This window comes from Streptomyces sp. NPDC056480, from assembly GCF_042795405.1.
Taxonomy (GTDB): Bacteria; Actinomycetota; Actinomycetes; order Streptomycetales; family Streptomycetaceae; genus Streptomyces.
The window spans coordinates 33,674-48,598 of sequence record NZ_JBHTSA010000014.1; the positions used below are offsets into that span (position 1 = coordinate 33,674).

Genomic DNA, 14,925 nt, shown 5'->3' on the forward strand with positions numbered 1-14,925 from the left:
CGTACCACCTGTTCGGGGGGAAGGGCCCTGGGGCCTGGGCGTGGAGTGCCGGGAGCGCGGGAAGCGCGGGCGGGGGGCGGAGATGCCGTCGGCGGCCGGTCGTCGGCCCGGCGGCCACATGGCGAAATCCGCACCACAATGTCCCCAGCCGACAGGCAATCGGGCAAGAGTGCGCCTCACAATCGGGTGAAGGCGTCATTCGACGGGGCCCGAGCGGCGGATACAGGCACGGTCCGCCCCCTGACGGCCGTCCTCCGACACGCCCTCGCGACCCTTGGGGCCCGCACCGTAGGGTCCGGCCCCACGGCCCGCCCGCTCGCCCGCCCGCTCTCCCAGGAGGTCCCCGATGCCGACCGAGCCGCCCTCACGGCACGGTGCGCTCGACGCCCTGGACCACGCCGTGCTGCGGGCACTCCACCGCGACCCCCGCGCACCGTTCTCGGAGGTGGCCGCCGCGGCCGGGGTCCACGAGCGCACCGCCGCGCGCCGGCTCGACCGGATGACCGCGACCGGGGCGGTGCGATTCACCGCGGCCCTCGTCCCCGAGTACCTCGGCGAGGGCGTCACCGCCGAGGTGGCCGTGCGCTGCGCCCCCGGCCGCGTGCACGACACCGCGCTGGCCCTCGCCCGGCGGCCCGAGGCGCGCTCCGTGGAGGTCGCCACCGGCGCGCTCGACGTCTTCGCCGAGCTGATCGTGCCCGACCACGACGCCCTGCTCACCCTCGTCGACGCGGGGCTCGGCAGGCTCGACGGCGTCGTCGACATCCACTCCTCGGTGGTGCTGCGGCTGCTCCTCACCACCAGCGACTGGGCCCCCTACGACGACGAGCCCACCGACGTGCGCCGCCACGCCATCGAGGGCCGGCCCCTGCCCGAGCCGCCGGTGGTGGACGAGCTCGACCGGCGTCTGGTCGCGCTCCTCCACCGCGACGCCCGGATGTCCACCACGCGGCTGGCGCGCGAGCTCCGGGTCGGCGAGACGACCGCGCGCCGCCGGCTCGGCCGGCTGATGGACTCGCACGTCCTGCATCTGCGGCTGCACGCGGAGCCCGAGGTGCTCGGCTACCCCGTCGAGGCGCGGTTCCGGCTGGCCGTCGGGCACGCCCGCCTCGATGCCGCGATCCGCCGCCTGGCCGAGGAGCCGGCCGTCCGCCACCTCGTGGTGACGACCGGGACCACGGCCCTGCTCGGCTATGCGAGCCACCGTTCCACCCGGGATCTGCACGACTTCACCGCTCGGGTCCTCGGCTCGCTCGACGGCGTCACGTCGGCGGAGGTCGCCGTGCTGATGCGTACCTACAAGCGCGCCGGGTTCGAGTCGGGGCCCTAGGGGCGGCCCGTCGGCCTCGGCAACGGCTCGGCCCGTCCGGCGCGTGGTGGCTCAGGCGCCCACTCCGGGGCCCACCCCGCCCTTGAGGCGGTCGATGTCCGACTGGCGGACCTGGATCACGAAGAGGGCCACCAGCGCCCCGACCACGGCGAAGATCGCCGCCGTGACGAAGCCCGCGGAGACGCCGGAGGTCAGCACCTGGTCGCCCCAGGGGGCGGGGAGTTGGCCCGTTCTGGCGAACTCGGCCTTCTGCAGCGGTGTCGCCTGGGAGAGGAAGGCGGGGACCTGGGTGTCCGCCTCGTTGCGGCTGGCCGTGCCGAAGACCGTCACCAGGATCGACAGGCCCAGCGAACCTCCCACCTGCTGCATGGCGTTGAGCAGACCGGACGCGGCGCCGGACTCCTGGGGTTCGACGTTCGACAGCGCCATGATGGTCAGGGACACGAACATCAGGCCCATGCCGAGGCCGAAGACGAGGATCGGTCCGAGGATGCTGCCGAGATAGGTGGAGTCGATGTCGGTCAGGGTCAGCCAGGACAGGCCCGCAGCGGCGAGCACCGAACCCACCACCATGAAGGGCTTCGGGCCGTACCGGGGCAGCAGGTTGGACGTGAGGCCGGCGCCGACCCCGATGATCGCGCTGACGGGCAGGAAGGCGAGTCCGGTCGCCAGTGGGCTGAAGCCCAGCACCTGTTGGACGAACAGGGTGAGGAAGAAGAACATTCCGAAGATGGCCGCCGCCAGGCAGAGCATGATGACGTAGGTGCCCGAGCGGTTGCGGTCGGCGAACATGTGCAGGGGCGTGATGGGTTGCTGGGAGCGCCGCTCGATCAGGATGAACGTGGCCAGGAGGACGACCGCCGCGACGAACGAGCCGATCGTGTACGGATCGCTCCAGCCCTCCTGGGCGGCGCGGATGAAGCCGTACACCAGAGCCACCATGCCGAGCGTGGAGGTGAGTGCGCCGGCGAGGTCGAAGTGGCCCGGGTGCCGCTCGGACTCCTTGACGTGGCGCGGCGTGAGGAAGGCGATGACCAGCGCGATCGGCACGTTGACGAAGAAGATCCAGCGCCAGTCGAGCCATTGGACGAGCATGCCGCCGGCGACCAGACCGATCGCGCCGCCGCCGGCCGAGACGCCCGCGAAGACGCCGAAGGCCCGGTTGCGCTCCGGGCCTTCGTCGAACGTCGTGGTGATGAGGGAGAGCGAGGTCGGGGAGGCTATCGCGCCGCCGACGCCCTGGAGGGCGCGGGCCGCGAGGAGTTGCCACTCGCTCTGGGCCAGCCCGCAGAACAGTGAGGCCAGTCCGAAGAGCAGCACGCCGAAGATGAACACACGCCGCCGGCCCAGGATGTCACCGGCGCGTCCGCCGAGCAGGAGCAGACCGCCGAAGGTCAGGGTGTAGGCGTTGACGACCCACGACAGGCTGGTGGTGGAGAAGTCCAGCGCGGTCTGGATGTGGGGAAGCGCGATGTTCACGATGGTGATGTCGAGGACCACCATCAGCTGACACGAGGCGATCACGAACAGGGCGATGCCCTTGCCGTCCTTGCCGCTCTTACGAGGGGCGGTCGCCGTCGGAGTCTTCGGCTCGGGGGTTCTACTCATGGCAGTTCATGGCGCATCGCGCCCTCACCTGACGGGTCCGTGGGCCGGTCAGTCCACCTTTCGACATTAAGCCCGGCCCACGCGGGTGACCAGTTGATCAATGGGGGGACGGTTCGTCCAGGACCGCGAAGCCGTCCAGCTCCACCCTGGCCTGCTCGTCCCAGAGCCGTACGACTCCGATCACGGCCATCGCCGGATAGTCGCGGCCCGCCAACCGCCGCCAGATCCGCCCGAGTTCGGGTGCGTGGGCGCGGTACTCGTCGACGTCGGTGGTGTAGACGGTGACGCGGGCGAGGTCGGCCGGAGTGCCGCCTGCGTGCCGCAGGGCGGTGAGGAGATTGGCGAGCGCGGTGGTGAACTGCTCGGTCAGGGTGTCCCCCACGACGGCGCCGTCGCTGTCGAGGGCGGTCTGTCCGGCGAGGAAGACCAGCCGGCTGCCGGTGGCGGTGACGGCGTGGGAGAAGCCGGTGGGCGGGGCGAGTTCGGCGGGGTTGTGCCGGTGCAGGCTCATGGGGTCGGCTCCTCCTGGCTCATGGGGTCGGCTCCTTCTCGCCCGTACCGAAGCCGCGGGCCCGGGAACGTCGGTGGGACGCGTACAGCTCCTTGGCGATGATCGTGAGCTGGACCTCGGTCGCCCCCTCGTAGATGCGGGGTGCCCTGACCTCGCGGTAGAGGTGTTCGAGGAGGTGGCCGCGCTGGAGGGCGCGGGCGCCGTGGAGTTGGACGGCGGAGTCGACGACGTACTGGGCGGTCTCGGTGGCGAGGAGTTTCGCCATGGCGGAGCGCCGGGGGACGTCCGGGTCGCCGTCGTCGTACGCGCCGGCCGCCGCGTAGACGAGGAGGCGGGCGGCCTCGGTGCGGGTGGCCATCTCGGCGATCCGGTGCGCCACGGACTGGAGGTCGGCGAGGTGTCCGCCGAAGGCGGGGCGGTCGGCGGTGTGGGCGAGGGCCGCGTCCAGGGCGGCCTGGGCCATGCCGACGGCGAAGGCGCCGACGCTGGGCCGGAAGAGGTTGAGGGTGTTCATGGCGACCCGGAATCCCCGGTCGGGTTCGCCGAGCAGGTCGTCGGGGCCGACGGGGACGCCGTCGAAGGTGAGGGTGCCGAGGGCGTGCGGCGCGAGCATGTCGAGGGCCTCCCCGCCGAGTCCGGGCCGGTCGGCGGGGACGAGGAAGGCGGTGACGCCGCGGGCTCCGGCGTCCGGGGTGGTGCGGGCGAAGACGGTGGCGAAGTCGGCCTCGGGGGCGTTGGAGATCCAGCGCTTCTCGCCGTACAGGCGCCAGCCGCCGGTTCCGTCGGGGCGGGCCTCCAGGGCCAGCGCGGCGGCGTCGGAGCCGGCGCCGGGCTCGGAGAGCGCGAAGGCGGCGACGGCGCGCCCCGCGGTGGCCTCGGGGAGCCAGCGGGCGCGCTGCGCGGGGGTCCCGAAGGCGGCGACGGGGTGGGTGCCGAGGCCCTGGAGGGCGAGGGCGGTCTCGGCCTCGGTGCAGGTCCGGGCGAGGGATTCGCGCAGGAGGCAGAGTTCGAGGGCGCCCGCGTCGAAGAGCCGGGCGAGGAGGCCCAGCTCGCCGAGGGCGGCCAGGAGGGGGCGGTTGACCCGGCCCGGTTCGCCCTTGTCGGCGAGGGGCTTCAGGTGGTCGGCGGCGAGGGTGCGGAGCTCCGCACACCAGGTGGTCTGTGCCGGATCGAGCGAGAATGCGGGCATGTGGGCCCTCTCTGACGCCCTCGGGCGTCTTCGTCCCCGCACCGGGCGGCGTGCCTGTGCCGCCCGGTGCGTGCGTCCCTGCGCCGTACGGCGTCCGCGCGCCGTCCGGTGCCTTCTTCAGGGCGCTCGCAGGCACCCTTGTCGCGAACCGTTGACTGCCGTCACCAACACGATACGCTCGTGGAGCGACGGTCGACCCCACCACGACAGGGGGACGGACTCATGGAGCTGACACCCTCGGCCCACCTCGACACCTTCGCCCGTGACCGGCTGCCTCCGCCGGACCGGTGGCCGCGCCTCCTCTTCGACCTCCCCGAGCTGGTGTACCCCGACCGGCTCAACTGCGGCACCGAGCTCCTCGACCGCACGGCGGAACGATTCGGCGCCGACCGGCCCGCGTTCCACGACGGCGACGGCGGCGTCTGGACCTACGGCGGACTCCAGGAGCGGGTCGACCGCATCGCCCATGTCCTCACCTCCGACCTGCGGGTCCGGCCCGGCAACCGGGTCCTCCTGCGCGGCCCCACCACCCCCTGGCTCGCCGCCTGCTGGCTCGCCGTGATGAAGGCCGGCGCGGTCGCCGTCACCGTCCTCGCCCAGCAGCGCGCCCCCGAGCTGGCCACGATGGCCGCCGCCGCCCGCTGCACCCACGCCCTCTGCGACGTCCACAGCCTCGACGAACTCGTCGCGGCCCGGATACCGGGGCTCCGCGTCACCCCCTTCGGCGGGGAGGGCCCGGACGACCTGCTCACCCTCGCGGCCCGCCGCCCCGGCCCGTACGCGGCGGTGGAGACGGCCGCCGACGACGTGGCCCTCATCGCCTTCACCTCCGGCACGACCGGGCAGCCCAAGGGCTGTGTCCACTTCCACCGGGACGTCCTGGCCATCGCCGACACCTTCTCCGCGCACGTCCTGCGCCCGCTGCCCGACGACGTCTTCGCCGGTTCGCCGCCGCTCGCGTTCACGTTCGGCCTCGGCGCGCTCGTCGTCTTCCCCCTGCGGGCCGGGGCGAGCGCGGTCCTCCTCGAACAGGCCGGCCCCAAACAGCTGCTCGCCGCGATCGAGCGGCACCGGGTCTCGGTGCTCTTCACCGCTCCGACGGCCTACCGGGTCATGCTCGACGAACTCACCCAGGGCACGGCCCCCGATCTGGGCTCCCTGCGGCGCTGCGTCTCGGCCGGGGAGAACCTGCCGGAGACCACCTGGAAGGCCTGGTACGCGCGCACCGGCCTGCGCCTGATCAACGGCATCGGCGCAACCGAACTCCTGCACATCTTCATCTCCGCCGCCGACGGCGACATCCGCCCCGGCGCCACGGGCCGCCCCGTCCCCGGCTGGCAGGCCAGGATCGTCGACCGGGCGGGCAAGGACGTCCCGGACGGCGAGGAGGGGCTGCTCGCGGTGCGCGGCCCGGTCGGCTGCCGCTATCTGGCCGATCCCCGCCAGACGGAGTACGTACGGGAGGGCTGGAACGTCACGGGCGACACGTACGTCCGCGAGCCCGATGGCTACTTCCGCTATGTCTCACGCGCCGACGACATGATCATCTCGGCCGGGTACAACATCGCGGGACCCCAGGTCGAGGAGGTGCTCCTCGATCACCCCGACGTGGTGGAGACCGCGGTCGTGGGCCGCCCCGACGAGCTGCGCGGCCAGGTCGTCGTCGCCTACACGGTGGTACGGGAGGGGGTGCCGCGCGACGCGGGCACCGCCGCCGCGCTGCGGGCCTTCGTCCGCGCCCGGCTCGCCCCGTACAAGTCGCCCCGCGAGATCGTCTTCCTGGACGCGCTGCCGCGCACCCCCACGGGAAAGCTCCAGCGCTTCCGGCTGCGCGAGCCGGCGTGACGGCGGGCCCGACCACGGTGACGGCCGGCCCGCCCCGGCCGTCCCTCCCGGGCTCCCCCGGCCCGGCTCCCCCGCCCGGCCCCGCCCGACCCGGCCCGACCGGCGCACCACCCTCTAAAGTGATCACGTGGCCGAGCAGCACACCCCCCGATCCCTGATCGTCTCCCTCTACGGCGCGTACGGCCGTACGCCCGACGGGTCGCCGATGCCGGTGGCCGCGCTCATCCGGCTGCTCGCGGTCCTCGGGGTGGACGCGCCCTCGGTGCGTTCCTCGGTGTCGCGGCTCAAGCGGCGCGGGCTGCTGCTGCCGGGCCGGACGGCCGACGGGGCCGCCGGCTACGCCCTCTCGGACGACGCCCGCAGGCTCCTGGACGACGGCGACCGCCGCATCTACGCCCGTACCGAACCCAAGCTCGCCGAGGGCTGGGTCCTGGCCGTCTTCTCGGTGCCCGAGGCCGAGCGGCACAAGCGGCACCTGCTGCGCTCCCGGCTCGCCCGCCTGGGCTTCGGCACGGCGGCGCCCGGCGTCTGGATCGCCCCCGCGCGGCTGTACGAGGAGACCCGGAACGCCCTGGAGCGCCTGGAGCTCTCCCCGTACGTGGACCTCTTCCGGGGCGACCACCTGGGGTACGCGGCGACGGCCGGGGCGGTGGCCCGCTGGTGGGACCTGCCGGCCATCGCCCGGCTCCACGAGGAGTTCCTGGCGGCCCACGAACCGGTGCTGCGGGCCTGGCGTACGGCCCGAGCGGGCGCGGAGACCCCGGGAGCCGCGGAAGCTCCGGGCGGCGCGGCGGCCCCGGGCGGGGCCGAGGCGGCCTACCGGGACTATCTCCTCGCCCTGGACTCCTGGCGCCGGCTGCCGTACGCGGACCCGGTGCTCCCGGCCGAGCTCCTGCCCGACGACTGGCCGGGCCGGCGCTCGGCGGAGGTCTTCGCGGCCCTGCACGAGCTGCTGCGGGACCGCGGCGCGGAGTTCGTCCGGCCGTACGTGTCCGGGGCCGCGGACGGAGCCGGGTCCGGGGACTAGTCCCGGGGCCGGGACCGTACCGCCAGGGCCCGGAGCAGGCAGGCGAAGCCCACCGTGGTCAGGATCGCGCGGACCGCGTTCCACGCGACCCAGGGCCCTTCGAAGGCCGCGCGGGCCGCCGTGGGGTCCTCGGCCGCGGCAAGCGCGTCGTTGAGGGGCACGTTCGCCGCCGAGGTGACCAGGAAGACCGCAACGGAGAGGACGAGTGCGGCGAGCGTCCAGATCCGCGCCCGGGTCGCACGGTGCTGCCAGGCGGTCACCGCCGCGAGGATCGTCGCGCCGAAGAACGGGGTGAAGAAGAGCGGGTTCTGGATCACCTCGTTGATGTTCCGCATCACTTCGACATAGACCCGGTCGTCGCTGCGCGCCAGTGCCGGCATCACCGAGCACACATACGCGAACCACACCCCCGCGACCAGTCCGGTCGCCACCGTCGCCGCGCCGAGGACCGCCCCGGCACCCTTCCCGCCCCGCTGCTCTGTCATGTCCTCATTCAAGAGCACGGGGCGGTGCGCGGACCATGCTTGCGCGTCGCCCCCGCATACGCGGGCGTCCACGCACACCCTCCGGGGCGCTCCTCAGCCCCGACGGCCGGTCGGTGGTGGGCGGTTGCCCGCGCGGTACGGCGCCGGCCAGGGGGCCGCCGGGCCCTCGTAGTCCTGTTCGGCGGCGGCGTGCAGGGTCCAGTTCGGGTCGTAGAGGTGCGGGCGGGCGAGGGCGCACAGGTCGGCGCGGCCCGCCAGGAGCAGGGAGTTGACGTCGTCCCAGGAGGAGATCGCACCGACCGCGATCACGGGGACGCCGGTCGCGTTGCGGATCCGGTCGGCGTACGGGGTCTGGTACGAGCGTCCGTAGGCGGGGGTCTCGTCGGAGACGACCTGGCCGGTGGAGACGTCGATCGCGTCGGCGCCGTGCTCCCCGAAGGCGCGGGCGACGGCGACCGCCTCCTCGTCGGTCGTCCCGCCCTCGGCCCAGTCGGTGGCGGAGACCCGGACGGTCATCGGGCGGTCCTCGGGCCACACCTCCCGTACGGCGTCGAAGACTTCGAGCGGGAAGCGCAGCCGGGCGGCCAGGTCGCCGCCGTAGCCGTCGGTGCGGTGGTTGGTGAGCGGGGAGAGGAAGCCGGAGAGCAGGTAGCCGTGGGCGCAGTGCAGTTCGAGGAGGTCGAAGTCGGCGCGAACGGCTCGGCGGGCGGCTGCCGTGAACTCCTCGCGTACGGCGGCGAGTCCGGCGCGGTCGAGGGCGCGCGGAGTCTGGTTGACGCCGGGGCGGTACGGGAGGGGCGAGGCGGCGACGAGCGGCCAGTTGCCTTCGGGGAGGGGCTGGTCTATCCCCTCCCACATGCGCCGGGTGGAGCCCTTGCGGCCCGAGTGGCCGAGCTGGACGCCGATCGCGGCGCCGGGTGCCCGCGCATGGACGAAGGCCGTGATCCGGCTCCAGGCGGTGGCCTGTTCGTCGGTCCACAGACCGGCGCAGCCGGGGGTGATCCGGCCCTCCGGACTCACGCAGACCATCTCGGTCATGACGAGTCCGGGGCCGCCGAGGGCCCTGGCCCCCAGGTGGACGAGGTGGAAGTCGCCGGGGACGCCGTCCTCGGCGACGTACATGTCCATCGGGGAGACGACGATCCGGTTGCGCAGGGTCAGTCCCCGGAGCCGGAAGGGCGTGAACATCGGCGGGGTGCCGGGCGGGCAGCCGAAGTCGCGTTCGACGGTGGCGGTGAAGGCCGGGTCGCGGAGCCGCAGGTTGGCGTGGGTGACGCGGCGGCTGCGGGTGAGCAGGTCGAAGGCGAACCGGCGGGGCGGCCGGTCGACGTGCCCCGCGAGCTCCTCGAACCACTGGAGGCTGGCGGTGGCCGCGCGCTGGGTGGACTCGACGACGGGCCGCCGCTCGGCCTCGTAGGCGGCGAGGGCCTCGGCGGGAGTGGAGTGGTCGCGGAGGCTGTGGGCCAGGGCCAGGGCGTCCTCGACGGCCAGTTTGGTGCCGGAGCCGATGGAGAAGTGCGCGGTGTGGGCGGCGTCGCCGATGAGCACGGTGGTGCCGTAGGACCAGCGCTCGTTGACGACGGTACGGAAGGCGGTCCAGGCGGAGCGGTGGGAGCGCAGCTCCCGGCCGCCGAGCGCCTCGGCGAAGATCTTCGCGCAGCGGACGGTGGACTCCGCCTCGTCGAGTTCGTCGAACCCGGCGGCGCGCCAGACCTCCTCGCGCATCTCGACGATGGCGGTGGAGGCGCCGGCCTCGTAGGGGTAGGCGTGCAGCTGCATCACGCCGTACTCGGTCTCTGCGGTCTCGAAGCGGAAGGCGTCGAAGGCGAAGTCCGCGGCGAGCCAGATGTAGCGGCAGCGGTGGGTGGTGATCCTGGGGCGGAAGTGCGCGGCGTGGGCCTCGCGGGTGCGGCTGTGGACGCCGTCGGCGGCGACGACCAGGTCGTGGTCGGCGGCGAGGACCTCGGCGGGCGGGGCCTCGGTGCGGAAGCGGAGCCGTACGCCCAGGTCGGTGCAGCGGGCGTGCAGGATCTCCAGGAGCCGGCGGCGGCCGAGGGCGGCGAAGCCGTGGCCGGTGGAGGTGGTGCGGTGGCCCCGGTGGACGACGTCGATGTCGTCCCAGCGGACCATGTCGCGGCCGAGCGCCTCGTAGACGACGGGGTCGGCCTCCCGGATGCCGCCGAGGGTCTCGTCGGAGAGGACGACGCCGAAGCCGAAGGTGTCGGACGGGGCGTTCCGCTCCCAGACGGTGACCTCACGGGCGGGGTCGAGCCGCTTGAGGAGCGCGGCGGCGTAGAGCCCGCCGGGCCCGCCGCCGACGACGGCGATACGGGAGAGGGCGGGGGTGCGGGTGGGAGCGGGAGTGAGAGCGGGCACGGGAACGGGAACGGGAACGACGATGGGGGCGCGACGGGCGGCGGGGCCGGGATCCCGGTCGGGGGCCGGGCGAGCAGCGGAAGCCGGATCCCGACCGACGGCCGGACGAGCAGCGGAAGCCGGATCCCGACCGACGGCCGGACGAGCAGCCGAGGCCGGATCCCGACCGACCGCCGGGCGAGCAGCGGAAGCCGGGTCCCGAGCGGCGGCCGGGCGAGCGGCAGAGGCCGGGTCCCGAGCGGCGGCCGGCATCTTCAGCACCCCCGCCACTTCGGAGGGCGTTTCTCCGTGAAGGCGGCGTGGAACTCGGCGTAGTCCTCGCCGTTCATCAGGAGGGCCTGGGTCGCCGCGTCCAGTTCGATCGAGGCGGCAAGCGGCATGTCGAGTTCCGAGGTGAGCAGCGCCTTCGTCTGGGCGAGGGCGAGGGCCGGGCCGTCGGCCAGCCGGCGGGCGAGTTCGGCGGCCCGCTCCCCCGCCCCGCCCTCCTCGGTGAGTTCGGAGAGCAGGCCGATGCGCTCGGCCTCGGGAGCCAGGACGGGCTCGCCCAGCATGAGGAGCCGGGTGGCATGGCCGAGGCCGACGACCCTGGGCAGCAGATACGCCGCGCCCATGTCGCCCCCGGAGAGTCCGACCCGGGTGAAGAGGAACGCGAAGCGGGTCGTGGGGTCGGCGATCCGGAAGTCGGCGGCGAGGGCGAGGACGGCTCCGGCGCCCGCCGCGACGCCGTGGAGGGCGGCGACGACCGGGAAGGGGCACTCGCGGAGGGCCCGGACGACCTGGCCGGTCATCCGGTTGAAGTCGAGGAGCTGGGCGGTGTCGAGCGCGAGCGTGGCGCCGATGATCTCGTCGACGTCGCCGCCGGAGCAGAACCCCCGGCCCTCGCCGTCGAGGACGAGCGCGCGGACGGACCGCTCGCGGGAGAGCTCGGCGAGGAGGTCGCGCAGATCGGCGTAGGCGCCGAAGGTGAGGGCGTTGAGTTTCGCCGGGCGGGCCAGCGTGACGGTGGCGACGCCCCGGTCGATGTCGACGCGTAGATGGTGCCAGCGTGCCGTGCGGGGCGTGGAGCCGATAAAGGGGCTCATCCGGAACGGCCTCCTTCCTCCGTTCGGAGGGTATCACTCTCCTGTGACCATCGTCACGAGTACGCGATAAGGGAGGGATGAGGGCGTACCTCGGAAGGTCCTCGGCAGCCGATGCCGGAAGTCCCTGCCGATCAGGGAGGGGCGCCTCTGGAGAAATAATTTGCGCCTCGTAAGGTTGAAACCAGGACGTCTCGGGATGCCTCCACCCCACTCGCCCACCCCCACTCGGTGAAGGGAGCCTGCCCCATGCCCGAAGCCTCCGGACCCGCAGCCGGCCCGTCCGCCGGACCGGCCGGACCCGCCGGAACCACCGGCCCCACCGGACCCGCCGCCGCGTGGCGCGTCCGGCTGCCCCACACCACCGCCGCCGTGCCGATCGCCCGCGCCCTGATCCGTACCGCGCTCACCGACCTCGGCCCCGAGACGGCCGGCCGCCCCGACAAGGACACCGCCGAGCTGCTCACCGCCGAGCTCGTCGCCAACGCCGTCGAGCACACCGCCGGCCCCATCGACCTGGTCGTCGAGCTGCTCGCCGCTCCCGGCGGCTGCCAGATCGAGGTCCACGACGCCGAACCCGCCCGTACGGCCGAGCTCGTCTGCCCCGAACCGGGCGAGGTGGACCCCTGGCAGGAGCACGGCCGGGGCCTGCTCCTCATCCGGGCCCTCAGCAGCGACTGCGGCCACCGCCCCACCGCGCACGGCAAGGCGGTCTGGTTCACCCTGCCGGGGATACCGGCGCAGCGCCCTCGCTCGGAGCCGTGACCAGACGCGAGTGGCGGCGCCCGTAGAGGGCGTACACCAGCGTCCCGACGACCAGGAATCCGGCGAACTGCAGCCAGGTGGTCCAGCCCGTGCCCCACATCAGGTAGAGGCAGAACCCGATGCCGAGGACCGGGCTCAGGGGGAAGAGCGGCACCCGGAACGAGCGGGGCAGCTCGGGATTCCGGCGCCGCAGCACCATCACCGCGAGGTTGACGACCGCCATGACGGCGAGCGTGCCGATGGTGGTCAGGTTGACGACCACGTCGAGCGAGGCGAACGCCGCCGGTACGGCGAAGACCGCGGCCACGATCCAGGTGTTGGCCACCGGAGTGGCGGACTTCGGCGAGACCCGCTCGAAGACGCGGGGCACGAGACCGTCGCGGGACATCGACATCAGGATGCGGGTCTGCCCGTACATCACCGCGAGGACGACGGACGCGATGGCGACGACCGCGCCGAACGCGATGATCCCGCCGCCGACCGACGATCCGGTGACCTGGTCGACGACCAGCGAGAGCGCGGCCGGCTGATCGGCCACGGCGTCGGCGCCGAGGGCTCCGATCGCGGAGAGCGCGACGGCGCAGTAGAGGAGCGTGACGAGCCCGATGCAGATGAGGATGGCGGTCGGGATGTTCCGCCGAGGGTTCTTGACCTCCTCGCCGGCGGTGGTGATCGCGTCGAAGCCGATGTACGAGAAGAAGGCCACCGAGGCGCCCGCGGTGATCCCGGCCATGCCGTGGTCGGCGAACGGCGAGAGGTGGCCGGCCTGGAAGGCCGAGAAGCCGACGGCGCAGAAGACGATCAGGATCCCGATCTTGAGGATCGCCATGGCGGCGGTCGCCCGCGCGCTCTCCCGGACCCCGCGCACCAGCAGGGTGGCCGCGAGCGCGATCACGACCACGGCGGGCACGTTGACGACCCCGCCCTCGCCGGGTCCGGCGGAGAGCGCGGCCGGGAGCTGCCAGCCGGTGAGGCTTTCGAGCAGTTCGTTGAGGTACTGGCTCCAGCCGACGGCGACCGCGGAGACCGAGACGCCGTACTCCAGGAGCAGGCACCAGCCGACGAGGAAGGCGGCCCGCTCGCCGAGGCTCGCGTACGCGAAGGAGTACGAGGAGCCCGAGACCGGGATCGCTCCGCCCAGCTCCGCGAAGGAGAAGGCGGTGAAGACACAGGTGATCGCGGCGAGGACGAAGGAGATCACCACCGCGGGACCCGCCTCGGCGACGCTGTCGGAGAGGCCGACGAAGATGCCGGTGCCGACGATCGCGCCGACGCCGAAGCACACGAGCTGGAAGAGGCCCATGGTGCGCTTGAGGCCGTGGCCTTCGAGGTCGGCGCCGGATTCGGCGAGGAGCTGCTGCGGGGTCTTGATCCGCGAGGCGGACGGGGTCATGCGGTGGTTCTCATCTCTCATGGGCACGCGTCAGGGGGTCCGGACACGCAGGCCCGAACCCCCTGTAAGGGTGCGATCGTAAACCGCACCGCGTATATCCACCCAATCGGGCGTAAAGCTATGCCGTCGGAAGCACCGTGGGGATCACCGCGGGGATCGCCGTGGGCAGCGGACCGCCGGCCATCGTCGCGACCAGGACCGCCTTGATCGTGTGCATCCGGTTCTCCGCCTCGTCGAAGACGACCGAGTGCGCCGACTCGAAGACCTCGTCGGAGACCTCCAGCTCGGTGAGGCCGTGCCGGGCGTGGATGTCCCGGCCGACGTCCGTACCCAGGTCGTGGAAGGCGGGCAGACAGTGCAGGAACCTGACGTCGGGGTTCCCGGTGGCGCGGAGCACGTCCATCGTCACGGAGTACGGGGCGAGGGCGGCGATCCGCTCGTCCCAGATCTCCTTGGGCTCGCCCATGGAGACCCAGACGTCGGTGGCCACGAAGTCGGCGCCCCGGACCCCCTCGGCCACGTCCTCGGTGAGGGTGACCGTGGCTCCGCTGCTCTCGGCGAGCGCGCGGGCGGCGGCGACGATCACCTCGGACGGCCAGTAGGCCCGCGGGGCGACGATCCGGACGTCCATGCCGAGCAGCGCGCCGGTGACCAGGTAGGAGTTGCCCATGTTGAAGCGGGCGTCGCCGAGGTAGGCGAAGGAGATCGCGTCCAGCGGCTTGTCCGTGTGCTCGGTCATGGTGAGCACGTCGGCGAGCATCTGGGTGGGATGCCATTCGTCGGTGAGGCCGTTGAACACGGGGACGCCGGCGAAGGCGGCGAGTTCCTCGACGACACCCTGGCCGTCGCCCCGGTACTCGATGCCGTCGAACATCCGGCCGAGGACGCGGGCGGTGTCCTTGACCGACTCCTTGTGGCCGATCTGGGAGCCGGCCGGGTCCAGGTAGGTCGTGGCGGCCCCCTGGTCGGCGGCGGCGACCTCGAAGGCGCAGCGGGTGCGGGTCGAGGTCTTCTCGAAGATCAGCGCGATGTTCCGGCCGCGCAGCCGCTGGACCTCGGCGCCGGCCTTCTTGGCGGCCTTGAGTTCGGCGGAGAGCGCGATCAGGCCGCGGAACTCCTCGGCGGTGAAGTCCAGCTCCTTGAGGAAGTGGCGGCCGATGAGGTCTGTGGCCATGGGACGCGCTCCTGTGGGTACGGTCGAGGGGTCGGCGATCGGGGACGACGATCAGGACCCTGGAAGTGTATACGCACTTCAACATTTATATACAGCCCTGATTCCCCGTCCTCCTGCCCGTCGCCGACGGGGAGGCGTCCTCC

General features: G+C 73.1%; 12 protein-coding genes. 4 read left to right on the forward strand and 8 right to left on the reverse strand.

The window, feature by feature from the left end:
• Positions 1-346 precede the first annotated feature (346 nt).
• Positions 347-1,330: an Lrp/AsnC family transcriptional regulator gene (locus tag ACFQ79_RS09380; RefSeq protein WP_383580664.1), complete on the forward strand. Its 984-nt coding sequence runs from the start codon at positions 347-349 to the stop codon at positions 1,328-1,330.
• A 51-nt stretch (positions 1,331-1,381) separates the two neighbouring features.
• Here the strand turns inward: ACFQ79_RS09380 and ACFQ79_RS09385 are convergent, their stop codons facing one another.
• From ACFQ79_RS09385 to ACFQ79_RS09395, 3 genes are all read right to left on the reverse strand, one after another.
• The gene (locus tag ACFQ79_RS09385) at positions 1,382-2,938 is read right to left on the reverse strand and encodes an MFS transporter (protein ID WP_383580666.1); all 1,557 of its coding nucleotides are present in this window, start codon (positions 2,936-2,938) and stop codon (positions 1,382-1,384) included.
• Between the two features lie 97 nt (positions 2,939-3,035).
• A complete protein-coding gene (locus ACFQ79_RS09390) occupies positions 3,036-3,449 on the reverse strand; it encodes a RidA family protein (RefSeq protein ID WP_383580668.1) in 414 nt (137 codons plus the stop codon).
• 19 nt (positions 3,450-3,468) lie between these two features.
• The gene (locus tag ACFQ79_RS09395) at positions 3,469-4,638 is read right to left on the reverse strand and encodes an acyl-CoA dehydrogenase family protein (RefSeq protein ID WP_383580670.1); all 1,170 of its coding nucleotides are present in this window, start codon (positions 4,636-4,638) and stop codon (positions 3,469-3,471) included.
• Between the two features lie 222 nt (positions 4,639-4,860).
• Here ACFQ79_RS09395 and ACFQ79_RS09400 point away from each other — a divergent pair, with 222 nt between their 5' ends.
• Positions 4,861-6,483 carry an AMP-binding protein gene (locus ACFQ79_RS09400; protein ID WP_383580672.1) on the forward strand — a complete coding sequence of 541 codons (1,623 nt, stop codon included), beginning with the start codon at positions 4,861-4,863 and terminating at the stop codon, positions 6,481-6,483.
• A 127-nt stretch (positions 6,484-6,610) separates the two neighbouring features.
• A complete protein-coding gene (locus tag ACFQ79_RS09405; RefSeq protein WP_383580674.1) occupies positions 6,611-7,510 on the forward strand; it encodes a PaaX family transcriptional regulator C-terminal domain-containing protein in 900 nt (299 codons plus the stop codon).
• On the opposite strand, the gene ACFQ79_RS09410 is transcribed toward ACFQ79_RS09405, so the two are convergent.
• The 3 genes from ACFQ79_RS09410 to ACFQ79_RS09420 all read right to left on the reverse strand — a co-directional run bounded on the left by ACFQ79_RS09410 (position 7,507) and on the right by ACFQ79_RS09420 (position 11,453).
• A complete protein-coding gene (locus tag ACFQ79_RS09410) occupies positions 7,507-7,995 on the reverse strand; it encodes a DUF1772 domain-containing protein (protein WP_383580676.1) in 489 nt (162 codons plus the stop codon). The two genes, ACFQ79_RS09405 and ACFQ79_RS09410, sit on opposite strands and share 4 nt — an antisense overlap.
• A gap of 93 nt (positions 7,996-8,088) precedes the next feature.
• On the reverse strand, positions 8,089-10,371 hold the full coding sequence (locus ACFQ79_RS09415) for a bifunctional salicylyl-CoA 5-hydroxylase/oxidoreductase (protein WP_383580678.1): 2,283 nt from the start codon (positions 10,369-10,371) through the stop codon (positions 8,089-8,091).
• A 254-nt stretch (positions 10,372-10,625) separates the two neighbouring features.
• Positions 10,626-11,453 carry an enoyl-CoA hydratase family protein gene (locus ACFQ79_RS09420; RefSeq protein WP_266970163.1) on the reverse strand — a complete coding sequence of 276 codons (828 nt, stop codon included), beginning with the start codon at positions 11,451-11,453 and terminating at the stop codon, positions 10,626-10,628.
• A 246-nt stretch (positions 11,454-11,699) separates the two neighbouring features.
• Between ACFQ79_RS09420 and ACFQ79_RS09425 the strand changes: the two genes are divergently transcribed.
• Positions 11,700-12,215, forward strand: a complete 516-nt coding sequence (locus tag ACFQ79_RS09425) for an ATP-binding protein (RefSeq protein ID WP_383580680.1) — start codon at positions 11,700-11,702, stop codon at positions 12,213-12,215.
• Here ACFQ79_RS09425 and ACFQ79_RS09430 read toward each other — a convergent pair.
• Both ACFQ79_RS09430 and argF read right to left on the reverse strand, forming a co-directional pair.
• Positions 12,169-13,608: an amino acid permease gene (locus ACFQ79_RS09430; protein WP_383580682.1), complete on the reverse strand. Its 1,440-nt coding sequence runs from the start codon at positions 13,606-13,608 to the stop codon at positions 12,169-12,171. The genes ACFQ79_RS09425 and ACFQ79_RS09430 overlap by 47 nt on opposite strands.
• 118 nt (positions 13,609-13,726) lie before the next feature.
• Positions 13,727-14,782, reverse strand: a complete 1,056-nt coding sequence (gene argF, locus ACFQ79_RS09435) for an ornithine carbamoyltransferase (protein ID WP_383580684.1) — start codon at positions 14,780-14,782, stop codon at positions 13,727-13,729.
• Positions 14,783-14,925: the final 143 nt, after the last annotated feature.